The sequence below is a fragment of the Pseudarthrobacter polychromogenes genome (assembly GCF_014644495.1).
Lineage (GTDB): Bacteria > Actinomycetota > Actinomycetes > Actinomycetales > Micrococcaceae > Arthrobacter > Arthrobacter polychromogenes.
On sequence record NZ_BMKU01000003.1, the window covers coordinates 120,690 to 143,734 of the forward strand.

The following is a 23,045-nucleotide window of genomic DNA, read 5'->3' on the forward strand; positions in this document are numbered from 1 at the left end:
CGCCGGAAGGCGGGCAAGGGGGCCTCGAAGCAGCTGCTGGGGATCCTGGGCATTATCGGATTCCTGGCGACGTGGGAGCTCATTCCCCGGCTCGGCCTGATCGATGAACGGTTCCTCCCGCCCGCCAGCGAGGTCATAGCCGCCCTGGTCGTCGACTTCGGACTGACGGCCTTCTGGGTTGCGGTGGGCGAGACCATGAAGGCGTGGTTCCTCGGCCTGCTGATGGCAGTGGCGGCAGCCGTCCTGCTGGGCTTTATCATCGGCTCCAGCGATTTCCTGCGGAAGGCCACCAATTCAACCATCGAGTTCCTTCGACCCATCCCGTCGGTTGCCCTCATCCCGTTGGCCGTGCTGCTCTTCGGCGTGAAAATCGAGTCGTCCCTGCTCCTGATTGTTTACGCCTCCTTTTGGCAGGTCCTGATCCAGGTGCTGTACGGAGTGGCCGATGTGGACATGGTTGCCAACAACACCGCCAAGACGTACGGCCTGGGCAGGATGGCCCGGATCCGGTACGTGGTCTTTCCCACCGCACTGCCCTACCTGATGACGGGCGTGCGGCTCGCCGCCGCCGTGGCGCTGGTCCTGGCCATCACCGCGGAACTCGTCATCGGATCCCCGGGACTCGGCAGGGAGATCGCCCTGGCCCAGTCCGGCGGCGCCATCTCCGGCATGTACGCCCTGGTGTTGGCCACCGGCCTGATCGGCGTCCTCATCAACATGCTGATGCGCCAGATCGAAAAAAGGATCCTGGGCTGGCACTCGTCCATCCGGTCGGAGGTGATCGTATGAGGACGGCCAGGAACATCGGCTACATCCTGGGACTGCCGGCGCTGCTGGTCCTGGTCTGGTGGGTGTCCACCCTGGGCTCAGTCAACTTCTTTGTCCCCAAGCCAGCAGACCTCGTGGAGACGTTTGGCGAGGTCTGGTTCGGTGAGCGCTTCTTTTCCGATGTCCTGCCCAGCCTGGGCCGGCTTGTGGTGGGCGTCGCCGTTGCCATCCTTATCGGGGTGGTGGGCGGTGTCCTGATCGGATCCGTCCGCTGGCTGCGGGCCCTCCTGGAACCAACGCTTGAGTTCTTCCGCGCCATCCCGCCCCCGGTCCTGGTGCCGGTCCTCATGCTGCTCATGGGAATAACCGATTCCATGAAGGTCATGGTGATCATCTCCGGCTGCGTCTGGCCGGTGCTGCTGAACACCATCGAAGGCGTCCGGGCCGTGGACCCTGTCCTTTCCGACTCCGCCCACACCTACGGCATCAGCGGCTGGGCGCGGGTCCGGTACCTGGTGCTGCCCTCCGCTAGCCCGCAGATCATGGCCGGCGTCCGCCAGTCGCTGTCCCTCGGGCTGATCCTGATGGTGATCTCCGAAATGTTTGCCTCGTCCTCCGGGCTGGGCTTTACGATCGTCCAGTTCCAGCGGTCCTTCGCCATCCCCGAGATGTGGTCCGGCATCGTGGTCCTGGGCCTGCTGGGCGTGGCCATGTCCTTCATCTTCCAGTGGGCCGAACGGAACATCCTGCGCTGGTACCACGGCCAGAAAGAGGTAGAAAATGCAGCCTGACGCCACTCAAGCAAACACGGAGGCCACGCTTTCCGTACGGGGGCTGAAGAAGGTCTACCAGACCGACGGCGGCGACGTCGAGGCTGTCCGGAACCTCACCTTCGACCTGCGCGCCGGGGAGCTGGCCTGCCTGGTGGGGCCTTCCGGGTCCGGTAAAACCACACTGCTCAAGTGCATCTCCGGACTCATGGCGCCCACCGAGGGCGAGGTGCTCCTTGACGGCAAGCGCGTGACCGGCCCACCGAAGAAGATGGCGGTGGTCTTCCAGGAATACGGGCGTTCGCTGTTCCCGTGGATGCGGGTGCGGGACAACGTGGAACTGCCACTGAAGAACCAGGGTGTCCCCAAGGGCGAACGCGACCGGCTGGTGGACAACGCACTCGAAGCAGTGGGCCTCTCCCACGTCCCGCGGTCCTACCCCTGGCAGCTCTCCGGCGGCATGCAGCAGCGCGTCGCAATCGCCCGGGCCATCGCCTACCAGCCCGAGGTCCTGCTCATGGACGAGCCGTTCGCCGCGGTGGATGCCCAGACCCGTGCCGACCTTGAGGACCTGATCCGGGTTGTCTGGAAAAAACTCGGCGTGACAGTGCTGTTCGTGACCCACGACATTGACGAATCCGTCTACCTTGGCGAGCGGGTCATCATCCTGTCGAGCTCTCCGACGGTGATCCAGGAGGACATCCAGATCGACCTCCCGGCGGACCGTGACCAGCTGAACACCCGTTCCCTGCCGCGCTTTACCGAGTTGCGCCACCACGTCTACGAACAGATCCAGCTGGCCAAGAAGGGACACCGGCCGGCTGCGGCTACCTCCGGGGGAGCAGGCACCGAATAGGGAATTCGCACAAGGGGGTACACCGCTCAAGGGGCTGCGTGCCGGCTGACCCAGTCCACCAACGGGCGCAGGTCATCCCACAGCTCCGCGATTTCATGGACCGCGCCGGGGGTGGCCAGCCAGTCCGGCATGCCCAGGCTGACGCTGGCTGAGAGGGATTTGTGCTTCAGGAGTTCCGCCCGCGGATGCTCGCGGGCGTACCCGCGCGGCACTGTTTTCAGTTTCTCGCCCTCAACAGAGAAGCCGGCTGCGGCAACGGCCTCCAGAATGTGGCGGAGAGCCTCACCGGTGCCCGAGGCGTCCACCGCGTTGCGGTAGCGGGCCAGCTGCGCAGGGGTGTGCGAGTGGCAGCCCCCGCCCACCAGCAGGCCTTCAGCGCTTATCTGCAGGTAGTAGCCAACACCCTCCTGGACGGACGCCACCGCACCCTGGGCCGTCTTGTACGGGGACTTGTCCTCGGAGAACCGGATATCCCTGTTGGGCCGGAAAAGCTTCGCCGGACCGAACCGGGGCTCCAGCTCTGCGAGCAGTGATGCCAGCGGTTCCTTGACCAGCGACTGGTACCCCGCCCGGTGTTCCTGCCACCACTCCCGGTTGTTGTTGTCCTGAAGCTCTTCGTAGAACCCAAAAGCGCCGGCCGGGATGCCCTGGAAAGATGTCATGGTGCGAGCCTAGGGGCGCCCCGCACCGGAGGACAGTGCCCGGATCCGCTATGTGCACAAGCTGCCCTATGTGGAAAAGGGGCCACCCCGCCACGGAATCCGTGACGGGGTGGCCCCTGGAGCAACCTCAGGAAAGGCTGGATTAGCCGATCTTGTTGGCTGATTCTGCGTCCGAAGCCGGCGCTGACGGGGCGTCTGCGGCACCGAGGTTGGCGCGCAGCTTGGCGCCGAGGTCGGCGTCAACGTTCGTCCAGTACTGGATGGCGCGTTCCTTGATGCCGGGGCTCTTCACGCCGCCCACGGCACCAGTGATGGTCTCGAGCAGGCGGGCCTTGGCGCCGTCGTCGAAAACCTCGCGGTACAGCGTGCCGGCCTGGACAAAGTCGCTGTCCTCAGCGTGGAGGGAGTGCGCAGCCAGCGTCAGCTCGCCGTCGTTCTCCCAGCCGCCGGCCGGGTTCTGCGGCTCCACGGCAGCCGGGCCGCCCACGGAGTTGGGGGCGTACACCGGAACGGACGGGGCGTTGAAGTGGTAACGCCCGGCGCCGTCCTGGCTGTAGTTGTTGACCTGGTTCTTCGGCTGGTTCACCGGGATCTGCGCGTGGTTGGTGCCTACGCGGTAGCGGTGCGCGTCCGCGTAGGAGAAGATGCGGGCCTGCAGCATCTTGTCCGGGGAAGCGGCGATGCCCGGAACGAAGTTCGACGGCGCGAAAGTGGCCTGCTCGATCTGTGCGAAGTAGTTCTCCGGGTTCCGGTTCAGCTCCATGGTGCCCACCTTGATCAGCGGGTAGTCGCCGTGCGGCCACACCTTGGTCAGGTCGAACGGGTTGAAGCGGTAGGTCTTGGCGTCCTCGTACGGCATGACCTGGACGTGCAGGTCCCAGGACGGGAAGTTGCCGGCTTCGATGTTCTCGGACAGGTCGCGGATGTAGTAGTCAGCGTCCGAGCCGGCCAGCTGCTCTGCCTGCTCGCTGCCCATGGAGTTCACGCCCTGGTTGGACTTGAAGTGGTACTTGACCCAGAAGCGCTCGCCCTCGGCGTTGATCCACTGGTAGGTGTGCGAGCCGTAGCCCTGCATTTCACGCCAGGAGGCGGGCAGGCCGCGGTCGCCCATCAGCCAGGTGACCTGGTGGGCGGATTCGGGGGACAAGGTCCAGAAGTCCCACTGCATGTCTGCGTCGCGCAGGTGGGTGCCCGGGAGGCGCTTCTGGGAGTGGATGAAGTCCGGGAACTTGATGCCGTCGCGGATGAAGAAGACGGGGGTGTTGTTGCCCACGAGGTCGTAGTTGCCCTCGGAGGTGTAGAACTTCACGGCGAAGCCGCGGGGATCGCGCCAGGTGTCCGGAGAGCCGCTTTCGCCTGCCACGGAGGAGAAGCGGATCAGCATCTCGGTTTCGACGCCGGGCTGGAGGAAGGCTGCCTTGGTGTACCTGGACACGTCCTCGGTGGCCTTGAACGTGCCGAATGCGCCGCCGCCCTTGGCGTGCACTACGCGCTCCGGAACCCGCTCGCGGTTGAACTGGGCGAGCTTTTCCACCAGGTAGTGGTCAGTCAGGATGATGGCACCGTCGGCACCGGTTGACTTGGAGTGCGCGTCGGACGTAACGGGGGCACCTGACTGGGTTGTTGAAATGGCAGTCATTGTTCTCCTATTTCTCTTATTTCTGTGTTTCTTCAGAGGGACGATTGGAAGGAAGTTGTTGGGACTGCTGGCAGTCCTGGCAGATGCCCTGGTACATGACATCGGCGATCTGGATGGTCATCGGCTTGGTTTCCTCATCCCAGTGGGGGGTGAGGCAGGGCGCGTGGCCCACTGCGCAGTCGACGTCCTCCACGCGGCCGCAGCTGATGCAGATGGCGTGGTGGTGGTTGTCTCCCACCCGTGTTTCGTACAGGGCGGGGGAGTGCGGGGGCTCAAACCTGCGGAGCATATGCAGGTCAGTCAGGTCGCCCAGCACCACATACACGGACTGGGCCGTCAGCTCGGGAAGCTCGGCACGGGCGGCGCTCAGGATGCTTTCGGCGGGGGAATGGGGATGGCGTTCGACGGCGGACAGGACCGCCAGCCGCTGTTTGGTCACCCTGCGGCCGTGGGCGCGCAGGGCGGCAGCCCATGCTTCGTGGCCGTCAAAGTGTTCCGTCATGACACCATTCAAGCACTTATTATGAACATCTCACAATAAGGCTGGACTAACCTCGCGGGAACCAGCAGCCACATCCGCACCACTAGGGTTGCAGGGTGGGGAAACTGCTCGCTGACATCACGCCGCTCCGGGAGAGCCCGGCGTTCCGCAGGCTCTGGCTGGGATCGGCCGTGTCCGCCGTCGGAAGCCAGCTCACGTTGGTGGCAGTCAGCCTGCAGGTCTACCGCCTGACCCAGGACAGCTTCTACGTGGGGTTGCTGGCCGTTTTCGCCCTGGTGCCGCTGGTCATTGGCGGGCTGCTGGGCGGTTCCATCGCCGACGCCCACGACCGCCGCAAGGTGGCCCTGCTCGCCACCTCTGTCCTGTGGCTCACGACAGGCGTGATTGCCCTGCAGTCCTGGCTGCAGCTGGACAATGTGTGGCTCCTGTACCTGTTGGTGGCGGCGCAGAGCGGAGCCCAGGCCATCAACCAGCCGGCCCGCAGCGCCATCCTCCCCATGCTGGTCCGCAAGGAACTCCTGCCCGCAGCCAACGCCCTCAGCATGATGTCCTTCGGCCTCGCCATGACGGCAGGTCCCCTGCTGGCCGGCGTGCTGGTCGCCTGGATAGGGTTCGCCTGGACCTACACGCTCGACTTCATCAGCTTCGCGTTCGTCCTGTGGGCGGTGTACCGGCTGCCGCCCCTCCCGCCGTCGGGAACTCCGCGCCGGCCCGGGCTCCGCTCCGTCGTCGAGGGCTTCCGCTTCCTGGGCACCCGGCCCAACCTGCGCATGACCTTCGTCATTGACCTGATCGCCATGATCCTGGCCCAGCCGCGGGCGCTCATGCCGGCCATCGGCGCGGTCATGATCGGCGGCGGCGAGGCCACCGTGGGCGTCCTCCTTGCCTCCACCGCCATCGGCGCCTTCCTGGCCGGGCTGTTCTCCGGGCCGCTCGGGAATGTGCGCCGGCAGGGGAGCGCCGTGGTTTTCTCGGTGATGGGGTGGGGCGCCTCCATCGCCGGGTTCGGGCTTGTGGTGCTGCTGGCCGGGCGCGTCCCGGACGGAGCGGTGACGCTGTGGCTGCTTCCCGCAGCACTGTGCTGCGCGCTGGCCGGAATCGCCGATTCCATCAGCGGCGTTTTCCGCCACACCATCCTGCAGGCCGCAACGCCGGACCACCTCCGCGGGCGCCTCCAGGGGGTGTTCATCGTGGTGGTGGCGGGAGGCCCCAGGATCGGTGACCTGCTGGCAGGCGGCGCAACTAAAATCGTGGCAGAGGGCTGGGTCCTGCTGATCGGCGGCTTCCTCTGCGCCGCCGGCGCCTGGGCGGCCGCAAAGCTGCAGCCCGGCTTCAGGGAATACGACGCACGGAACCCTGTTCCCTAGACAGCCGTTCCCTTAGTGAGTAAGGAGGAGACGTGCACAAACATCACAACGGCCTCAAGACGGCGGCGCTCTTCGGTGTGCTGTGGGCGGTGCTCCTTGGGCTCGGGGCGGTGATCGGCACCAGCACCCGCAGCTCCGCGCCCATCTGGATCATGGCCCTGGTGGGGGTGTTTACCACCGCCTACGGATACTGGAACAGCGACAAGATCGCCATCCGGTCCATGCAGGCCATTCCCGTGGCCGAGGCGCAGGCCCCGCAGCTCTACCAGATGGTCCGCGAGCTGTCGGCCCGGGCCAACCAGCCCATGCCGCGCATCTATCTTTCGCCCACCATGAACCCGAATGCCTTCGCCACCGGCCGGAACCCCCGCAATGCCGCGGTCTGCGTGACCCAGGGCATCCTGCAACTGTTGGACGCCCGGGAACTTCGCGGGGTCCTGGGGCATGAACTGATGCACGTCTATAACCGGGACATCCTCACCTCGTCAGTAGCCGCCGCCGTCGCAGGCGTGATCACCTCGGTGGGGCAGATGCTGCTGTTCTTCGGCGGCGGGGACCGCCGCAACTCCAATCCGCTGGCCATGATCGCCATGGCGCTGCTCGCCCCCTTCGCGGCGTCCCTGATCCAGCTCGCCATTTCCCGGACGCGGGAGTACGACGCCGACGAGGACGGTTCGCAGCTGACCGGCGATCCGTTGGCCCTCGCCTCAGCCCTGGGCAAGATCGAGCGCGGCGTCAGTATCGCCCCGCTGCCCCAGGACCAGCGCCTGGTGAACGCCTCGCACCTGATGATCGCCAATCCGTTCCGCGGCGGGGCGATGAACAAGCTGTTCGCCACGCATCCGCCCATGCGGGACAGGATTGCGCGGCTGGAGCGGATGGCCGGCCGGCCGCCAGCCTGACGTACGGCTGGCGGCCTGGATCCTGCGCGTCGAAAGCCGACGGGAAGGACTAGCTGCGGAAGTTCACAAACTGCAGGTCGGCTTCGTCGAAGTCCTTCAGCAGGGCCATGGTGGCCTGCAGGTCGTCACGGGACTTTGACGTCACGCGCAGTTCGTCGCCCTGGATCTGGGACTTGACGGACTTGGGCGCCTCGTCGCGGATGAGCTTGTTGATCTTCTTCGCCAGGTCCTGCGCGATTCCCTCCTTGATGGAGGCCTCGAGCCGGAACTCCTTGCCGGAGGGGTACGGCTCGCCGGTGTCCAGGGACTTCAGTGAGATGCCACGGCGGATCAGCTTGGACTGGAGGACGTCCAGCACCGCCAACACCCGTTCCTCCGAGTTGGCCTTCATCAGGATCTTGTCGCCGCTGAAGTCCACCTCGGCTCCCACACCCTTGAAGTCGTAGCGCTGGGCCAGTTCCTTCTGTGCCTGGTTCAGCGCGTTGGCCACTTCCTGCTTGTCCACTTTGCTTACGACGTCGAACGTTGACTCGCCTGCCATGACTCTCCTTGTGCTGGTGGGAACCCTGTGCGCGGACAGGGCTTGATCGCTGCCTAAAAGCCTAATACGGATGCCGGTGTTGGTGGGGGAGTGGGGTTCACAGTTCCCTCTCAGCGGACACCCGGAGGGAACGAAGGAGGCCGCCGCAGAGTTGGAAAAGTTGGGAAGCTGCACGAAGGGAACACCATGCACCGCAAGGCCGTCCGGTACGCCACGCGAACCACCACAGCAGCTGCTGGAGCGGTTGCCGGCGCCGCCAGCTCCGTCGCGGCCGCGGCAGTTGCTGCGGCCATCATCTTCAGTCCCGTGCCGGACGCCTCGGCCCGGATGGAAGGTGTCCACGAGGACCTGCTCCGTGCTGTCCAGCTGAACCAGATCACAGAGGAGCAGGCCGTGAAGTTCGAAGCGCGGCTCGCCGGCAGGATCCTGGGCGGGGCCTGATTCCGTCCCTTTCCCCTGGTATTGCAAGGGTTTTCGAGGCGTCCGCGGCCCGATTCGATTCTTCGGCGGAAGTTCTGTAAAGTTGTCTTGCCCGCGGTTACTGGAAGCGGAACAGCCCGGAAACGGACGGTTCGCAGACTGCATCGGCGGGTACTTCTTTTGAAGTTCGGCAGATTACCCGAGCGGCCAAAGGGGGCTGACTGTAAATCAGCTGGCAACGCCTACGGGGGTTCGAATCCCTCATCTGCCACCCAAGGAAAAGCCTCCGGAACCGAATGGTTCCGGAGGCTTTTTTGTGCCCGGGCCCCGGATCCAGCGTCTGAGTCACGGGCTTGTTCGCGAATCCTGCCCATGGAAGGTCCTGGGCCGCGAGGAAGGCCGGGAAGCCAGGCAGCGGGCCCGGCGTCGTGCGCGGAAGCCCCCTTCCGAAGCCGTGGAAAACCGCCGTCGACATCACTGGGAGCCCGGCGTAGGCTGGCAGCATCGGCGCATGTGCCCCGGTACCCTGCGTCGATATCCCCATCGATGAAGGAGGACCAATGAGTGCCGTACGTGAGTTCATGACGACGGACGCGCAGTGTATTAAGGAAAACCAGTCCCTGGTGGATGCCGCCAAGATGATGATGGACCTTGACTGCGGGTCGCTGCCCATCTGCGGTGACGACGGCAAGCTGAAGGGCATGATCACCGACCGCGACATCGTGCTCAAGTGCGTGGCAGCAGGACGCGATCCCCGCGAAATGATGGCCCGCGACCTCGCCTCGGGCAGGCCGCACTGGGTCGACGCGGACGCGAACGTTGACGCGGCGATCGAGATGATGGAAACCCACCAGGTCCGCCGGCTCCCGGTGATCGCCGACCACAAGCTGGTGGGCATCATCAGCCAGGGCGACATTGCCCGGAACTACTCCGAGCAGCGCGTGGGTGAGCTCGTGGAGCACATCTCGGAGCGCAAACCGATGAACGCGTAGGTGGGAATTCCCCCGTCAGGATTACCCGCTACCAACGCCACGGGGTCCCCTCCGTGGCGTTTCTTTGTGTCCGGTCATGGCCTTGTCCGCGGCTCCCCGCCGTCAAGGCTAGGAACCGCGGACAAGCTTGGGAAACCTGGGGGATCTTCAGCCACTCGGGCCAGGGTGCCAGTGAGGCATTCCCGTCAGTTCAGTGCAAGTCAGTTCAGCGCAATCAGGAGCATCTGGCTCGTGCCGGGGATGCAGGTCTGGAGGATCGCCCGGGGGAAACCGCCGAAGACAGCAATGACGTCGTTGGTGGTCCCCGGGTTGGGCACCTGTCCCCGTGCTGAGACGGTATAGGTTCCGTAGCCCGGGATGCTGACGGTTTCCCCTACGCCTATGCCGGAGAACCGGGCCCAGCCGCCACAGAAGTCGTGCTCAGTGATAAAGAGCGAGTAGCCGTCGTTGGGCGTGTAGTGGATGGGCCCGATGCATGCGTCCACCATGGACTGCCCGCCGGCGCCGGCCACGTAGATGGTGCGGATAGCCGGGGCGGCCGGGACGAAAGCAGGGGCGGGGGCGGGAGCTGCTGCGGGTGCGGCGGCCGCCGGTGCGGGAGCCGGTGCCGGCGCCGGCACGGGGGCGGGCACGTCCGCAGCTACGGCAACAGGCGGTCCGGTCAGCACCAGCGTCTGGCCCGGAACGATGATGCTGTAGTGGCCCAGTCCGTTCGCTGCGAGCATGGCATTCATGTCCACGCCGTGCCTGGCAGCGATGGCTCCGACCGTATCGCCCGGAACCACGGTGTACAGGTTTGGGTCACCCGCCGGAGCCGGCGCGGGTTCAGGAGCCGGAGCGAGTTCAGGAGCAGGTGCAGGTGCTGGCTCCGGCGCAGGCGGTGGCGGTGGCGCCACCGCCGCCGGGGCGGGAGCCTCGGAAACAGCCTCGGCGGCGGCCTCGACCGCGGGCGGGGCTTCGGCGGCTTCTGCGGCTGCTGCGGCGTTGGGCACTTCCGGCAACGCGGCCTCGGCAACTTGGCCCACCGTCGTCGTGCCCTGGTCCACTGACGCGGGAGGCGCCGCCAGGGCGCCGACGCCCACTGCCGCCACCACGGCGGCCGTTGCCATGCCGGCCCACAGCCTGTTGCTGATGGCCGGCCGTCCAGTGGTGATCTCGGTGCGGGGTTCATCCGTGGCGAAGCTCCTGCTGGGACCTTCGGGGGTGGAAAGGTATGGCTGGTTCATGGGTAGCCCGTCCAGGCTCGGTCCAGCCGGGCCGGAACAGTGCGCTTCGGCGGGCGGGACGGATCGAGGGGAACGCGCCAGTAGCCTCCGTTGATGCGGGGCCGCAGGAAAGGCGCGGGATGGAGGCATCCGCATACCCAGAAAATACGGAGGCTCCGCGAGGGGCGGGACCCCGGGAAGCAATTCCGGGGGACCGCCGGCACTGTGTTCGGTCCTAGGAATCCCGAGTCTAGGAAGGGCGCACCTTAGCGGCACCAGTAGGAATTACCCGAATATTTAAGTGCGGTACTTGGTGGCGCGGAACCTGCTACTCAACCGCGGAAGGCCCGGTACTTGCCGGGCAGCAGTGTTTTCCGGACAGCCGTGGGCTAGGGCGTTCGCCGTTCCTGGAGGGCCGCGATCTCACGCCGCAGCGCGGCAATTTCGGCCGCGAGGTCCGCCACTTCCGCACGGACCGGTTCCTCTGCCTCGGAGACTGCCTCAGCCGTATCCTCTACCCGCTGGACCAGCCACGAGGCGATGGACGCCGTGACCACACCCAGCACGGCGATGCCGCTCATCATCAGGGCAGCGGCAACCATCCGCCCGATCGGCGTCACCGGGTACATGTCGCCGTAACCCACGGTGGTGATGGTGGTCATGGCCCACCACAAGGCATCGCCAAAGGTGATGATCTTCGCGTCCGGGGCCGACTGCTCCACGTCCAGGACCGCCAGTGCGCCCACAAACACCAGCATGGTGGCCGAGCCCACCACATAGGTCACCACCCGGCCCCTCAGGGTGTCGCCGAGTGTCCGGTGCAGCACGGACAACAGTGTCACAAGCCGCAGGAGGCGCAGCGGCCGGAAGAACGGCAGCGCCACAATCACCAGCTCGTGCAGGTTCCGGACAAACCAGCTTCCGCGGTTGGCTGCCAGCCACAGGTTGGCCAGGTAATCCACGGCGAAGATGCCCCAGGTGGCCCACATGACAGCCTCGAGCAGGAGGGCTGCACTGCCTTCGATCCGGCCAATCACCTGCCATGCGTAGGCTCCCAGGAAGACGAGTGCCGTCACCGTCAGCGGCCAGTCCGCCAGGTCCCGGTAGCGTTGTTGCGTCATGCAGGAAATCCTACTGGCAGGGCCACGGCACGCACGGACCTCAATGTTACTGGCGGGTAGCATTGGGGAATGCACCTCCTCCTGAGAACCCTGCTGATGCTGGTCCGTTCGTCGCGCCGCCCGCCCCTGACCGTCTGGGACAGCTCCTCGCTCCCGCTGAGGGTCCTGCCCACGGACATCGACATCGCCATGCACGTCAACAACGGCATGTACCTGTCCCTCATGGACCTGGGCCGGTTCGACCTGATGGTGCGCAGCGGAGTCTGGCAGCGGATGCGCCGGCGCGGCTGGGGCCCGGTGGTGGCCGCGGAGACTATCGCCTTCCGGAAGTCCCTCCAGCTGTGGCAGCACTACACCATCGAGACCCGCATTATCGGGCTGGATGCCAAAGCCATCTTCTTTGAACAGCGCATGGTGGCCGACGGCGAGGTGTACGCCCGCGCGTACATCGCCACCCGGCTGGTCCACAAGGGGCGGCCCGTCAGCCAGGCGGACATCCTGAAGGAGTTCGGCGAACCGCCCGCGGACCTGGTGCTTCCCGACTGGATCCACGAATGGCGTGCGTCCAGCACGCTGCCCGGGAGCCGGACACCTGCCCCGCACAGCTGGAAAGCGTAGTGGCCTACGCGCCCACGTCCCGCCGCTCCAGGGCGACGGCGGCGAGCACCACGAGCGCGGCCGAGATGGCCCACAGCCATGCCGCTGCCGGCCAGTCCGCCCCGTTCGCCACCGGTGAGTTTCCGTAGGCCCAGTGGTAGGGGCTGAGGTTCAGCAGCCACTCCACGTCCTTGCTCTGCCGTCCCACCGCGTTGAACACGTAGCCGAGCACACCCACGCCGGCGCCGGCTGCCAGCCCGTACGTGCGGCGGCCGGTGACAGCGCCAACGCAGAGGGCAGCCGTTCCGCTCAGCAGTGCCAGCCCGGCGAACAGCACGGTGGCGCCCAGCAGGTGGCCCAGCTCGATGCCCAGCTGCGCCGGGCCGTTCAGCAGCCACACCAGGGAGCAGACCACGGCCGCCAGCAGAACCACGCGCAGCAGCAGGGCGAGGGCGCGTTCCAGCACCACCTGCACCCTGCGCACCCCGTGTGCCAGGGTCAGTTCCAGCTGGCCCGACTCCTCGTCCCCGCCCACGGCCGCGGCGCCCCAGGAGACCGACGCGATGGTCATCAGGAGGAAGCCGAGGAGCCCGAACAGCGTGGCCTGCGTGTAGCCCGGGCCGGTGGCTATCTGGTCATAGTTCAGCGCCTTGGTCATCTCCGGAGGGAGGGCATCGATCATGTCCTGCATCTGCGCGCTGCCCCCGATGGACGGGTACAGCGGCAGGTAGAGGAAGATGGCCGCGGCCAGGCCCAGCGCCCAGCCCAGGGTGGAGCGCCAGGTGTCAAAGAAGGCCCGGCGGAACAGTGGAAGAGCCGTCACTGTGCCTCCTCCCGCGGGGCGGCGTACATCGTCAGCACTGCTTCCTCCAGGTCCGGCTCCTCCAGGACGAGGTCGGTCAGGCGGAGGGAAGCCAGCATCCTCACCAGCGGCTGGATGTCCCCGCCAATGGTGGCGGACAGCGTCGCCGCGCCGTCGGCCTCCAGCACCTCCACGTGTCCGATGTTGGGCACCCCACTGAGCAGCGCAACGGCGTCGTGCGCTGCAATGCCGGACGTGGTGAAGCGGACGCGGCGCACGGCACCTTCGCGGAGTCCGCTGACGGATTCGACGGCGATGATCCTGCCGTCCCGAAGGATGGCCACCGTGTCCGCCGTCTGCTGGACCTCGCTCAGGACGTGAGAACTGAGGAAGATGGTTTGGCCGCGGTGCCTCGCCTCGCGCACCATGGCATGGAACTCCTGCTGGACCAGGGGGTCCAGGCCGCTGGTGGGCTCATCGAGGACCAGCAGCTCGGGCTGGTGCATGAAGGCCTGCACCAAGCCCAGTTTCTGCTTGTTGCCCTTGGACAGCTTGCGGGTATGGCGGGTGAGGTCCAGCCCCAGCCGCTCCGCCAGCTGGTCCACCCGGCCCGGCGGTACCGGCCCGCTGATTGCCTCATAGTGGGCCAGCAGCGTGCGCCCCGTTACCCGGCCCGCCAGGAACAGCTCCCCGGGAAGGTAGCCGATGCGGCGCCGCAGTTCCGGGCCACCCGCCCGCGGATCCGTCCCCAGCACCCGGATGGTTCCGCTGGTGGGGCGGATGATGTCCAGCAGGCAGCGCATGGTGGTGGTCTTTCCGGCACCGTTCGGGCCGATCACACCAAAGACGGAGCCGGCCTCCACCTCGAAATCAACGCCGTGGAGCACTTCGCGGCGCCCGAATTTTTTGGTCAGGGACTTCGCTGAGATAGCGGGTGCCATCAGACCTCCTGGGTACGCACGCGCGGCGATGACCCAAGACTAGGCGCCGCCGGCTGCCCTGTACATTGCGGCTGCCCGTGTTATTCCCGATGACGCGGGGAGCGAACAAGGGGCCGCGGGCGGGACAGGCCGGGGGAGCGACGCGTACCGTTGACCCATGGCTACCCTTGACATCACAGGAGAACAGTTCGCATCCACCATCGAAGGCAACGACATTGTCCTGGTGGATTTCTGGGCGGAATGGTGCGGGCCCTGCAAGCAGTTCGGTCCCACGTACTCGGCCGTCTCGGAGAAGCACCCGGACGTCCTCTTCACCAAGGTGGACACCGAGGCGGAGCAGCAGCTCGCCGCCGAGGCAGGCATCTCGTCCATCCCCACCCTGATGGCCTTCCGCGAAAAGGTGCTGGTGTTCTCGCAGCCCGGCGCGCTGAACGCCCAGCAGCTTGAACAGGTGGTGGACGCCGTGAAGGCCCTGGACATGGAGGAAGTCCACGCCCACGTGGCACGCCAGCGGGAAGAGGCCGCCGCCGCAGCCGGTAAACCGGCCGGTCCGCAGGACGGCACGCAGATCCCGGACGCCTAAGGCTTCTACAACGCAAAATGCGGGACCTCCCACTGGGAGGTCCCGCATTTGTTGTTAAGTCGGTTAGATCCGTTCCACCTTGACGGGCTCGGCCAGGAGCGCGCTCAGTGATTCGTTCAGGTCCTGCACGGCGATGCCCTTGGAGTGCTTGGCCAGGTCCTCCTCCGACGCCCACTGCTCCGTCAGGACCAGCTTCTCCTCGGTGGCTTCCGTCAGCTCGTACCGGATGCAGCCGGGTTCGTTCACCACCTCGTCGATGGCGATTTCGAGGGCCAGCTTGACGCGGTGGAATTCGCCGTCGTTGGGGATGAACGTTGCCTGCAGGTCAATGGGTGAAGTCATGGATTTCACAATACCGGCACCTGCGGACGGCTTGCGTTCTGTTGCGCGGACACCGCTTCCGCCGGTGCTTTCATTGCAGGTGGCCACTTGGTAGCGTGCCAGCATGCGCGCCTTCACAGCCGGGGACACTGACGTCCCGCTGCTCCATGAAACCATCGGCCGGAACTTTGAGCGGGTGGCGGCCCGTTTCCCCTTCCACGACGCGCTGATCGAGGCGGCACCTGTTCCGGGCGCCGACGCCCGCCGCTGGAGTTACACCAAGATGAACGACGACGTCGACCGGCTCGCGCGTGCGCTCCTCGCCCTGGGCGTCGCCAAGGGTGACCGGGTGGGAATCTGGAGTCCCAACTGCGCCGAATGGACCCTCCTCCAGTACGCCACCGCCAAGGCGGGGGCCATCCTGGTCAACGTCAACCCTGCCTACCGCAGCCACGAACTGGAATTCGTGGTGCGGCAGAACGGCATGCGGATGTTGGTCACCGCCCCGTCGGACACCAACAGCGACTACGTGGGGATGGCCCGGAAGGCGCTCGCGGAGTGCCCGGACTTGCGCGAGCTGGTCTTCCTGCCCGCGCCGGCGGAGGACGGGTTCGACGCCGGCGTCCCCCTCGGTGACGCGGAGCTGACGTACGCCGAGCTGCTTCGGCGGGCGGACGACGTCGGACATGCCGGACTGCAGGCCCGGATGGCTGAACTTGACCCGCACGATCCCATCAACCTGCAATACACCTCCGGGACCACGGGCTTCCCCAAAGGGGCAACGCTCACGCACCACAACATCCTCAACAACGGGTTCTCGATCGGCGAACTGCTCGGGTACACAGAGCACGACAGGGTGGTGATCCCGGTGCCGTTCTACCACTGCTTCGGGATGGTGATCGGCAACCTGAATGCCCTCAGCCGCGGCGCTGCCACCATCATCCCGGGCCGCGGATTCAGCCCGGCCGCAGCGCTGGAGGCCGTCCAGGATTTCGGTGGGACCTCCCTGTACGGAGTGCCCACCATGTTCATCGCCGAGCTGGCGCTGCCGGACTTTGCTTCCTACGACCTGTCCAGCCTGCGCACGGGTGTCATGGCCGGCTCGCTGTGCCCCATCGAGGTGATGAACCGGGTGATGTCGGAGATGAACATGGTGGATGTGGCCATCTGCTACGGCATGACCGAAACGTCGCCGGTGTCCACCATGACCCGGCTGGGGGACAGCCTGCGGCAGCGCACCGAGACGGTGGGACGCACCATGCCCCACCTGGAAAGTAAGATCGTTGATCCCGGCTCGGGGGAGATCCTGGACCGGGGCCGGATCGGGGAGCTCTGCACCCGGGGATATGCCGTGATGAAGGGGTACTGGAACCAGCCGGACAAGACCGCCGAGGCCATCGATGCCGACGGCTGGATCCATACCGGCGACCTTGCCCGGATGGACGACGACGGGTACGTCGTCATCGAGGGCCGGATCAAGGACATGGTGATCAGGGGCGGTGAAAACATCTATCCGCGGGAGATTGAGGAGTTCCTCTTCGCCCACCCGTCGATCCAGGACGTGCAGGTCATCGGGGTGCCGGATGCCCGGTACGGCGAGGAGCTGATGGCGTGCATCATCCTCAAGCCCGGCGCCCAGCCGCTGGACGCAGGCTCGCTTGCCGAGTACTGCCGGGGGAAGCTGGCCCACTACAAGGTTCCCCGCTACGTCGAGGTCCGGGAGCGGTTCCCCATGACCGTGTCCGGGAAGGTCCGCAAGGTGGAGATGCGCCAGGAGGCCGTGGCCCGGCTGGGGTTGTGACGTCAGCGGATGTTGCGGCTGATGGCTTTCACACCCACGGCAAGGCCGACGGCGGCTGTCACCGCGGCGGCAAGCAGGCCCAGGAGGGTGTCCGTCCCGACGCTGCCCGCGAATAGTTCGCGCTCGGCGTTCACCAGGTAGGTCAGGGGGTTGAACAGGCTGGCCGTCTGCATCCAGCCGGGTCCCGCCTCGATGGGAAGCATGATGCCGGAGAGGATCATCAGCGGGAACAGCAGCGTCTGCTGGACTCCCCAGAAGATCCACTCCTTGTTCTGGGAGACGAGCGCCAGCGCATACGACAGGGCTCCGAGTCCTATCCCGAAGATCCCCAGGATGACCAGCCCGGCCACCACGTGCAGCGGGTGGAACACGAAGCCGAAGGGGATGCAGACCAGAGCGATGAGGAGCCCCTGGACCACCAGCGGCGCCCACTCCTTCAATGCCCGCCCGATCATCAGCGAGGACCTGGACAGGGGCGTTGCCAGGATGCGCTCGTAGGAGCCCGTCATGAGCTCGTACTGCAGGTTTGAACCGGTCATGGATGTTCCGAAGAGGGCGATCATCACCACCACGCCCGGGAGGAACCATTGGAGCGTGGATTGTCCGCCGAACGCGGGCGCGCCCACGGCCGCGCCCAGCAACGGGCCGAACAGTCCCAGGAAGACCAGCGGCTGGAGCAGCGAGAACACCAGCGAGAACGGGTCCCTGAGCGGCAGCAGCATTTCCCGCCAGAACACGTACCTGGTGTCATGCAGGACCCTTCCCAGCCCGTGCTTTTCCCGGGTGCCGGCAATGGTGCCGTGCGCGGCCATCAGCGGTTCGCCCCTTCCCGCAGGTTGCGCCCGGTCAGTTCCAGGAACACATCGTCCAGGGTGGGCGGCTTCAGCTCCAGGGACTGGGCGGGAGCGCCGGCGTCGTGCATCTCTAGCAGCAGCCCAGGCGCCAGCCGGGCACCTTCGGGGAGCCGGAGGCGGAAGCGGACAACGCCGTCGTACGAATTCTCGCTGACCTCCCCGCCCGCCGCGGCGCGCCCCAGCAGCCCCCGCACCCCGGCCGCGGAGGCCGCCGCCACTTCGACCGCCAGCAGGTCGCCGGCGAGGTTCGCCTTCAGCCGCGCGGCGGTGTCATCGGCGATGATCCTGCCGTGGTCGATGATGATGACCCGCTCGGACATGGAATCGGCCTCGTCCATGTAGTGCGTGGTCAGCACAATGGTGGTGCCGTGTTCCTCGCGCATCCGCATGATGTGCTCCCACAGGTTGGCCCGGTTTTGCGGATCCATCCCGGTGGACGGCTCGTCCAGGAAGAGCAGCCGCGGCGAGTGCATCAGCCCCAGCGCCACGTCCATCCTTCGCCGCTGCCCGCCGGAAAGCTTGATGACCGTCCGCTTGGCGAGGTCCGCGAGGTCCAGGGATTGGAGGAGCTCCCGGGCCCGGGCAAGGGCGTCCGCGGAGTTCATGCCGTAGAAGCGGCCCTGCATCACCAGCTCATCGATCACCCGGAAACTGTGGCCGCCGCCGTTGCCCTGGCCGATGTAGCCAATCCTTGCCCGTACTCCCGCAGGATCCGCGGTGACGTCCACGCCGGCCACCCTGGCCGTCCCCGAGGTGGGCGTCAGCAGCGTGGTGAGCATCCGCAAGGTGGTGGACTTGCCTGCCCCGTTCGGGCCAAGGAAGGCCACGAGCTCGCCGGGTGCGACGTCGATGTCGACGCCCTTGACGGCGTCCACGGTTTCTTTCTTGACCGTGAACGTCTTTGCCAGTTTGTCCGTGTGGATCATGCGTGACTCCAGAGGATGCGGCGTGCCGGAGCTCTGGAACGGGCTCCCTGGCGCCACGCTATACCCATCCCCGGCACGAGTCCACGGGAAATCGTGCGCGTGCGTTGGGGGCCGTGTGCCCGGCGGGCGTCAGTGCCGGCGGTGGTCCTGGATGGTCATCCGCGGGCCGAACGTGGGTTTGCGGAAACCGCTGCTTTGGATCATCCGCACCACCCGCTGGCGGTGTCCCGTCCAGGGTTCCAGCAGCCGGAGCATGCCGGCGTCATCAGTCCGCCGGCCGGTCAGCGCAGCACCGACGTACGCGGCCAGGTGGTAATCGCCCACCGAGATCGAGTCAGGGCAGCCGTGCGTTCGCTGCACCACTTCCGCGGCAGTCCAGATGCCGATGCCGGGGATGGTCTGCATTTTTGCGGCAGCCTCCAGCGCCGGCAGCTCCGCCAGCCGTTCAAGCGCGACGGCGGAGCGCAGCGCCCGCATCACCGTTGCGGAGCGCTGCGGGCCCACCCCGGCCTTGTGCCACTCCCAGCTGGGGACCTGCAGCCACTGCGCCGCCGTGGGCGCCAGCACCAGGCCGGCGGGAGCCAACGATCCAGCCATCGGCGCGGGGGACCCGTAGCGGTGCAGGAGGTACCGGTAGCCGCGGCGGGCCTCGATGACCGTGACTTTCTGTTCCAGGATGATGGGCACGAGCTGGTCCACCATGCGGCCGCTGGAGGGAAGCCGGACGGCCAGGCTTCTCCGCCGCGCTTCGCTGACCATGCGGGGGAGCGTGGCATGGAACACCGGCTCGTCGAATGCCGACCAATCGTCGTGTGCCCCCAGGAGGCGCGGCACTGCCGCTGCCGCCGCCGCGGCGCCCGGGCCCCAGGCCTGGACGTCCACCCGGTGCTCCACCTCCGCGCTGCCTGCCGGGCTGAGCCGGATGGTGGCGGGACCCTCGGCTGTAGTGAAGGCGTTCCAGATGACGCCGCCGTCCACCGCGAACGACGGATCACTGTTGCCGCGCAGGAGCGGGCGGAGGGTCCGCGCCAGGTCGTAGGGGCCGTCCGGATACCACCGGAGGGAGGCGTCCGCAGCGGCCGCCAGCCGCGCGGGAACCTCTGCGATCGTCATGGAACCATCGTCCCACGGTGCCCCGACAATTTGCCCGCCAGCTCCGCCGTGCCGGTTCCGGGGCCGGAGTTTTTGTCCAGATATGCAGGGTTGCGCGCCCCGGAACCCTGCATAAGTGGACAAAAACTCGGCTTGTTCCCGGCCCTTATCGGGGAGCGGAAGGAAGACTAGAATCCCAGGTGTGGCGCGGGGCGTCCGTGCCCTTTCCTTCGAGATTCCAGAGATTCCAGGTGAGCGCAATGGGTGGAGTAGTGCATTTCGAAATCCCCGCGGACGATCAGGAGCGGGCCAAGAAGTTTTACCAGCAGGCCCTGGGCTGGCGGATAGAACCCGTCCCTGGAATGGACTACAACATGGTGATCACCACCCCCATGGACGAGGCCACCGGCCAGCCCACAACCGCCGGTGCGATCAACGGCGGCATGATGGCCCGGGAAGAAAAGATCGCCAACCCCGTCATTACGGTGGACGTGCCGGACATCGATGCCACGCTGAAAACCGTCGAGGAGCTGGGCGGTTCTGTTGTGATGCCCAAGAACGAGATCCCCGGGATGGGCTACTTCGCCTACTTCAAGGATCCTGAGGACAACGTCATGGGCCTGTGGGAGAACCTGCCCGCCGACCAGCAGGCCCAGTCCGCCGGGTAGCGTCAGGGCATCCCCGAGGCCAGCCACAGGGCCACCACCGCAAGCGGGACAGTCAGGGCTGCCACCACCAGCCCGGCCAGGGCAAAGCCGCTCCACTTGATCCGGACGTTCAGCGCCCGCAGCCGCTCATGCCAGAGCAGGGTGGCCAGGGACGCCCACGGAGTGACCAGCGGCCCCAGGTTGACACCGATCAGCAGGGCGGCCACCCGGGCCGGAGACCCGGCCACCGGCTCAAGGGCCAGATAGGCGGGCAGGTTGTTGGCTGCATTGGCCGCACCGGCTCCCAGCGCAGCCAGGTGCAGGAGGGCGGGCAGGCTCTCGCCCTGGCCGGCCGTGCCGGCCAGGAGCGCCGTCAACCCGTTGGCATGCAGTGCTTCAACGACCATGAACAGTCCAACCGTGAGCATCAGCGGACGCCACGGAACCATGGACCACCGCAGCACGGAGGGCCGCCGCCAGAGGAAGACCATCAGCAGGAAAGCCGCCGCCACGATGGCCGGATACTGCACGGGTACGCCGGACACCAGGGCGGGCAGCAGGACCAGCAGGGTGGCCGCTGCAATGACCAGCAGCGGGCGGTCCCGCACGGCGGGGGACCGTTGCGGCCGGTACCGTCCCCGCAGGTCCTTGCGGAACGCCAGCCACAACAGGGCCAGCGGAACAACCACCCCCACCAGGGCGGGTGCCCAGACGGTCCCTGCAAAGCCCAGGGGGCTGAGCCCCAGCGCGTCCTGGGCCAGCAGGTTCGTCAGGTTTGACACAGGCAGCAGGAGGGAGGCGGTGTTGGCGAGCCAGATGGTGGTCAAAGCGAAGGGGAGCGGCTGGATGCCGGCATGGACTGCAAGGAGGACCACCACCGGTGTCACCAGCACGGCAGTGGTGTCGAGCGACAGGAAAACAGTTGTAACCGTGGCCAGCGCCACGACAAGGAGCCACAACAGGAACACGCGGCCCCGGCCCAGTCCTGCGAGCCGGTCTGTAACAACCTTGAAGAGCCCGGCTTCGTCCAGCAGTTCAGTCAGCAGGGACATCGCGAGCACAAACGCGAGGATGGGAACGGTGCGGCCCGCCAGTGCGTCGAAAGCGGGCAGGGGCAGTGCCCCGGAGACGAGGGAGGCAACACCGGCCAGGAGCATCGCTCCGGGAAGGAGGTAGCTCCGAACTTTCGTCAACCAGGCGAACTGCTGCACTACCCCATGATCCCACCCGTGCCTGCGTGGAACCTGTTGGAAGCGGCTGCACCCGCGTGGCGTGCCCCCGGGGGGCACAGTGCAGGGAAGGTGCCTGCGGCAGGGAAGCGGTAGCTTTGTATCCATGAAGTACGCCCAGTCCATCCTGGACCTCATCGGCAATACCCCGCTCATCAAACTCAACCACGTGACCGAGGGCATCAAAGCCACCGTCCTGGTCAAACTGGAGTACCTGAACCCGGGCGGGTCCATCAAGGACCGCATTGCGGTGAAGATGATCGAGGACGCCGAGCGGGACGGCAAACTGCAGCCCGGCGGGACCATTGTTGAGCCCACGTCCGGCAACACCGGGGTGGGCCTGGCCCTGGTGGCCCAGCAAAAAGGCTACAAGTGCGTCTTTGTGGTGCCGGACAAGGTGGGTGAGGACAAGCGCGCCGTCCTGCAGGCGTACGGCGCTGAGGTAGTGGTGACGCCCACTGCCGTGCCGCCGGACAGCCCCCAAAGCTACTACGGCGTCTCGGACAGGATTGTCCGGGAGACCCCCGGTGCGTACAAGCCGGACCAGTTCTCCAACCCCGCAGCGCCCGGAAGCCACTACCAGACCACCGGCCCGGAGATCTGGCGCGATACGGAGGGCAAGATCACCCACTGCGTCATCGGTGCTGGAACCGGCGGAACCATCACCGGCACCGGCCGCTACCTGAAGGAAGCCTCGGCGGGCCGGCCGGCGTCCGACGGCGGCGTGGTCCGGATCATCGCTGCTGACCCGGAGGGCTCGGTGTACTCCGGCGGCACCGGACGCCCGTACTTCGTCGAAGGCGTGGGGGAGGACATGTGGCCGGCGAACTACGACAAGTCCGTCCCGGACCAGGTGATCGCGGTCAGCGATGCCGATTCCTTCGCCATGACCAGGCGCCTGGCCCGTGAGGAGGGCCTCCTGGTGGGCGGATCCTCGGGCATGGCCGTGGTGGCTGCGCTGAAGGCGGCGCGGGACCTCCCGGAGTCCGCTGTCGTCGTCGTGATCCTGCCGGACTCCGGCCGGGGGTACCTGGCGAAGATCTTCAACGATCAGTGGATGCGCTCCTACGGTTTCCTCTCCGGCGGCGAGGAAACCTCCGTGGGGGAGGTCATCAGCTCCAAGAACGGCGAACTGCCGGACCTGGTGCACATCCATCCCAACGAGTCCGTGCGCGATGTCATCAACATCATGAACGAGTTCGGCGTCAGCCACATCCCGGTCCTGTCCCAGGAGCCGCCGGTGGTGATGGGCGAGGTGCTCGGTGCCGTGGACGAACGCACCCTGACCGCCAAACTGTTCCGCGGTGAAGCCAAACTGACGGACAAGATCTCCGAGCACATGGGCCCCAAGCTGCCCGTCATCGGATCGCTGGAAACCATTTCCGCAGCCAGGGAACTGCTCTCGGACGTGGACACCGTGATGGTCACGTTCGTCGGCGCGCCGGTAGGCATCCTCACCCGGCACGACCTCCTGGCCTACCTCAGCAACTAAACCGCTTCACCCTGA

At 66.5% G+C, this 23,045-nt stretch carries 25 protein-coding genes and 1 tRNA gene; 13 read left to right on the plus strand and 13 right to left on the minus strand.

The features are described from left to right. From IEX43_RS06090 to IEX43_RS06100, 3 genes are all read left to right on the plus strand, one after another. A partial coding sequence (locus IEX43_RS06090; protein WP_229666338.1) for an ABC transporter permease occupies positions 1-789 on the plus strand: 789 nt, incomplete at its 5' end. Continuing rightward, the gene (locus IEX43_RS06095) at positions 786-1,559 is read left to right on the plus strand and encodes an ABC transporter permease (RefSeq protein ID WP_188809537.1); all 774 of its coding nucleotides are present in this window, start codon (positions 786-788) and stop codon (positions 1,557-1,559) included. The genes IEX43_RS06090 and IEX43_RS06095, both read left to right, overlap by 4 nt. Next, positions 1,549-2,394 carry an ABC transporter ATP-binding protein gene (locus IEX43_RS06100; RefSeq protein ID WP_188809538.1) on the plus strand — a complete coding sequence of 282 codons (846 nt, stop codon included), beginning with the start codon at positions 1,549-1,551 and terminating at the stop codon, positions 2,392-2,394. Before IEX43_RS06095 ends, IEX43_RS06100 begins: the two co-directional genes overlap by 11 nt. Before the next feature lie 26 nt (positions 2,395-2,420). Here the strand turns inward: IEX43_RS06100 and IEX43_RS06105 are convergent, their stop codons facing one another. The 3 genes from IEX43_RS06105 to IEX43_RS06115 form a co-directional block, all read right to left on the minus strand. Then, a complete protein-coding gene (locus tag IEX43_RS06105; RefSeq protein WP_188809539.1) occupies positions 2,421-3,056 on the minus strand; it encodes a DUF2461 domain-containing protein in 636 nt (211 codons plus the stop codon). Between the two features lie 142 nt (positions 3,057-3,198). Beyond that, a complete protein-coding gene (locus IEX43_RS06110) occupies positions 3,199-4,695 on the minus strand; it encodes a catalase (RefSeq protein ID WP_188727288.1) in 1,497 nt (498 codons plus the stop codon). Between the two features lie 16 nt (positions 4,696-4,711). Next, positions 4,712-5,197, minus strand: coding sequence for a Fur family transcriptional regulator (locus tag IEX43_RS06115; RefSeq protein WP_104184769.1), 486 nt, complete (start codon positions 5,195-5,197; stop codon positions 4,712-4,714). 95 nt (positions 5,198-5,292) lie between these two features. On the opposite strand from IEX43_RS06115, the gene IEX43_RS06120 reads away from it, so the two are divergent. Continuing rightward, positions 5,293-6,564 carry an MFS transporter gene (locus tag IEX43_RS06120; RefSeq protein WP_188809540.1) on the plus strand — a complete coding sequence of 424 codons (1,272 nt, stop codon included), beginning with the start codon at positions 5,293-5,295 and terminating at the stop codon, positions 6,562-6,564. Positions 6,565-6,596: 32 nt separating this feature from the next. Then, positions 6,597-7,466: a zinc metalloprotease HtpX gene (htpX, locus tag IEX43_RS06125; protein WP_188809541.1), complete on the plus strand. Its 870-nt coding sequence runs from the start codon at positions 6,597-6,599 to the stop codon at positions 7,464-7,466. Between the two features lie 49 nt (positions 7,467-7,515). Here the strand turns inward: htpX and IEX43_RS06130 are convergent, their stop codons facing one another. Beyond that, positions 7,516-8,007 (minus strand): YajQ family cyclic di-GMP-binding protein, encoded by a 492-nt coding sequence (locus IEX43_RS06130; protein WP_188809542.1) that lies wholly within the window; start codon positions 8,005-8,007, stop codon positions 7,516-7,518. Positions 8,008-8,193: 186 nt separating this feature from the next. Here IEX43_RS06130 and IEX43_RS06135 point away from each other — a divergent pair, with 186 nt between their 5' ends. The 3 genes from IEX43_RS06135 (at position 8,194) to IEX43_RS06145 (ending at position 9,419) form a co-directional block, all read left to right on the plus strand. Beyond that, entirely contained in the window at positions 8,194-8,448 is a 255-nt protein-coding gene (locus IEX43_RS06135) for a hypothetical protein (protein ID WP_104184408.1), read from the plus strand. 168 nt (positions 8,449-8,616) lie between these two features. After that, positions 8,617-8,698, plus strand: a tRNA-Tyr gene (locus IEX43_RS06140). Between the two features lie 289 nt (positions 8,699-8,987). Then, entirely contained in the window at positions 8,988-9,419 is a 432-nt protein-coding gene (locus IEX43_RS06145; protein ID WP_188809543.1) for a CBS domain-containing protein, read from the plus strand. A gap of 200 nt (positions 9,420-9,619) precedes the next feature. Here the strand turns inward: IEX43_RS06145 and IEX43_RS06150 are convergent, their stop codons facing one another. Beyond that, positions 9,620-10,645, minus strand: coding sequence for a LysM peptidoglycan-binding domain-containing protein (locus tag IEX43_RS06150; RefSeq protein ID WP_188809544.1), 1,026 nt, complete (start codon positions 10,643-10,645; stop codon positions 9,620-9,622). 368 nt (positions 10,646-11,013) lie between these two features. Beyond that, positions 11,014-11,745: a potassium channel family protein gene (locus tag IEX43_RS06155; protein ID WP_188809545.1), complete on the minus strand. Its 732-nt coding sequence runs from the start codon at positions 11,743-11,745 to the stop codon at positions 11,014-11,016. 69 nt (positions 11,746-11,814) lie between these two features. Between IEX43_RS06155 and IEX43_RS06160 the strand changes: the two genes are divergently transcribed. After that, entirely contained in the window at positions 11,815-12,363 is a 549-nt protein-coding gene (locus IEX43_RS06160) for an acyl-CoA thioesterase (RefSeq protein WP_188809546.1), read from the plus strand. A 4-nt stretch (positions 12,364-12,367) separates the two neighbouring features. Here the strand turns inward: IEX43_RS06160 and IEX43_RS06165 are convergent, their stop codons facing one another. After that, positions 12,368-13,165 carry an ABC transporter permease subunit gene (locus tag IEX43_RS06165; RefSeq protein ID WP_188809547.1) on the minus strand — a complete coding sequence of 266 codons (798 nt, stop codon included), beginning with the start codon at positions 13,163-13,165 and terminating at the stop codon, positions 12,368-12,370. After that, entirely contained in the window at positions 13,162-14,085 is a 924-nt protein-coding gene (locus IEX43_RS06170) for an ABC transporter ATP-binding protein (RefSeq protein WP_188809548.1), read from the minus strand. Before IEX43_RS06170 ends, IEX43_RS06165 begins: the two co-directional genes overlap by 4 nt. Before the next feature lie 157 nt (positions 14,086-14,242). Between IEX43_RS06170 and IEX43_RS06175 the strand changes: the two genes are divergently transcribed. Beyond that, a complete protein-coding gene (locus IEX43_RS06175) occupies positions 14,243-14,668 on the plus strand; it encodes a thioredoxin family protein (RefSeq protein WP_104184401.1) in 426 nt (141 codons plus the stop codon). A gap of 63 nt (positions 14,669-14,731) precedes the next feature. On the opposite strand, the gene IEX43_RS06180 is transcribed toward IEX43_RS06175, so the two are convergent. Further along, entirely contained in the window at positions 14,732-15,010 is a 279-nt protein-coding gene (locus IEX43_RS06180) for a putative quinol monooxygenase (RefSeq protein WP_066278079.1), read from the minus strand. Positions 15,011-15,113: 103 nt separating this feature from the next. Between IEX43_RS06180 and IEX43_RS06185 the strand changes: the two genes are divergently transcribed. Then, entirely contained in the window at positions 15,114-16,790 is a 1,677-nt protein-coding gene (locus IEX43_RS06185) for an AMP-binding protein (protein ID WP_188809549.1), read from the plus strand. A 2-nt stretch (positions 16,791-16,792) separates the two neighbouring features. On the opposite strand, the gene IEX43_RS06190 is transcribed toward IEX43_RS06185, so the two are convergent. The 3 genes from IEX43_RS06190 to IEX43_RS06200 form a co-directional block, all read right to left on the minus strand. After that, positions 16,793-17,602, minus strand: a complete 810-nt coding sequence (locus IEX43_RS06190; protein ID WP_188809550.1) for an ABC transporter permease — start codon at positions 17,600-17,602, stop codon at positions 16,793-16,795. Then, complete coding sequence (locus tag IEX43_RS06195; RefSeq protein WP_188809551.1) at positions 17,602-18,570, minus strand: ATP-binding cassette domain-containing protein; 969 nt, start codon at positions 18,568-18,570, stop codon at positions 17,602-17,604. The genes IEX43_RS06190 and IEX43_RS06195 overlap by 1 nt, the downstream gene beginning before the upstream one ends. A 129-nt stretch (positions 18,571-18,699) precedes the next feature. Then, positions 18,700-19,683 carry a DNA-3-methyladenine glycosylase family protein gene (locus IEX43_RS06200; protein WP_188809552.1) on the minus strand — a complete coding sequence of 328 codons (984 nt, stop codon included), beginning with the start codon at positions 19,681-19,683 and terminating at the stop codon, positions 18,700-18,702. Between the two features lie 239 nt (positions 19,684-19,922). Between IEX43_RS06200 and IEX43_RS06205 the strand changes: the two genes are divergently transcribed. Further along, complete coding sequence (locus IEX43_RS06205) at positions 19,923-20,330, plus strand: VOC family protein (protein WP_174176884.1); 408 nt, start codon at positions 19,923-19,925, stop codon at positions 20,328-20,330. A gap of 2 nt (positions 20,331-20,332) precedes the next feature. Here IEX43_RS06205 and IEX43_RS06210 read toward each other — a convergent pair whose 3' ends face one another. Continuing rightward, positions 20,333-21,520, minus strand: coding sequence for an ArsB/NhaD family transporter (locus IEX43_RS06210; RefSeq protein WP_229666339.1), 1,188 nt, complete (start codon positions 21,518-21,520; stop codon positions 20,333-20,335). Positions 21,521-21,644: 124 nt separating this feature from the next. Between IEX43_RS06210 and IEX43_RS06215 the strand changes: the two genes are divergently transcribed. Further along, complete coding sequence (locus IEX43_RS06215; protein ID WP_188727321.1) at positions 21,645-23,030, plus strand: cystathionine beta-synthase; 1,386 nt, start codon at positions 21,645-21,647, stop codon at positions 23,028-23,030. Positions 23,031-23,045 lie beyond the last annotated feature (15 nt).

Coding starts and splice junctions, on each gene's coding strand:
- IEX43_RS06150 (WP_188809544.1), bottom strand. CDS start 10,645: ATGAACCAGCCATACCTTTCCACCCCCGAAGGTCCCAGCAGGAGCTTC.
- IEX43_RS06110 (WP_188727288.1), bottom strand. CDS start 4,695: ATGACTGCCATTTCAACAACCCAGTCAGGTGCCCCCGTTACGTCCGAC.
- IEX43_RS06115 (WP_104184769.1), bottom strand. CDS start 5,197: ATGACGGAACACTTTGACGGCCACGAAGCATGGGCTGCCGCCCTGCGC.
- IEX43_RS06205 (WP_174176884.1), top strand. CDS start 19,923: ATGGGTGGAGTAGTGCATTTCGAAATCCCCGCGGACGATCAGGAGCGG.
- IEX43_RS06100 (WP_188809538.1), top strand. CDS start 1,549: ATGCAGCCTGACGCCACTCAAGCAAACACGGAGGCCACGCTTTCCGTA.
- IEX43_RS06185 (WP_188809549.1), top strand. CDS start 15,114: ATGCGCGCCTTCACAGCCGGGGACACTGACGTCCCGCTGCTCCATGAA.
- IEX43_RS06135 (WP_104184408.1), top strand. CDS start 8,194: ATGCACCGCAAGGCCGTCCGGTACGCCACGCGAACCACCACAGCAGCT.
- IEX43_RS06170 (WP_188809548.1), bottom strand. CDS start 14,085: ATGGCACCCGCTATCTCAGCGAAGTCCCTGACCAAAAAATTCGGGCGC.
- IEX43_RS06155 (WP_188809545.1), bottom strand. CDS start 11,745: ATGACGCAACAACGCTACCGGGACCTGGCGGACTGGCCGCTGACGGTG.
- IEX43_RS06180 (WP_066278079.1), bottom strand. CDS start 15,010: ATGACTTCACCCATTGACCTGCAGGCAACGTTCATCCCCAACGACGGC.
- IEX43_RS06200 (WP_188809552.1), bottom strand. CDS start 19,683: ATGACGATCGCAGAGGTTCCCGCGCGGCTGGCGGCCGCTGCGGACGCC.
- IEX43_RS06145 (WP_188809543.1), top strand. CDS start 8,988: ATGAGTGCCGTACGTGAGTTCATGACGACGGACGCGCAGTGTATTAAG.
- IEX43_RS06105 (WP_188809539.1), bottom strand. CDS start 3,056: ATGACATCTTTCCAGGGCATCCCGGCCGGCGCTTTTGGGTTCTACGAA.
- IEX43_RS06160 (WP_188809546.1), top strand. CDS start 11,815: ATGCACCTCCTCCTGAGAACCCTGCTGATGCTGGTCCGTTCGTCGCGC.
- IEX43_RS06195 (WP_188809551.1), bottom strand. CDS start 18,570: ATGATCCACACGGACAAACTGGCAAAGACGTTCACGGTCAAGAAAGAA.
- IEX43_RS06175 (WP_104184401.1), top strand. CDS start 14,243: ATGGCTACCCTTGACATCACAGGAGAACAGTTCGCATCCACCATCGAA.
- IEX43_RS06130 (WP_188809542.1), bottom strand. CDS start 8,007: ATGGCAGGCGAGTCAACGTTCGACGTCGTAAGCAAAGTGGACAAGCAG.
- IEX43_RS06215 (WP_188727321.1), top strand. CDS start 21,645: ATGAAGTACGCCCAGTCCATCCTGGACCTCATCGGCAATACCCCGCTC.
- IEX43_RS06190 (WP_188809550.1), bottom strand. CDS start 17,602: ATGGCCGCGCACGGCACCATTGCCGGCACCCGGGAAAAGCACGGGCTG.
- IEX43_RS06095 (WP_188809537.1), top strand. CDS start 786: ATGAGGACGGCCAGGAACATCGGCTACATCCTGGGACTGCCGGCGCTG.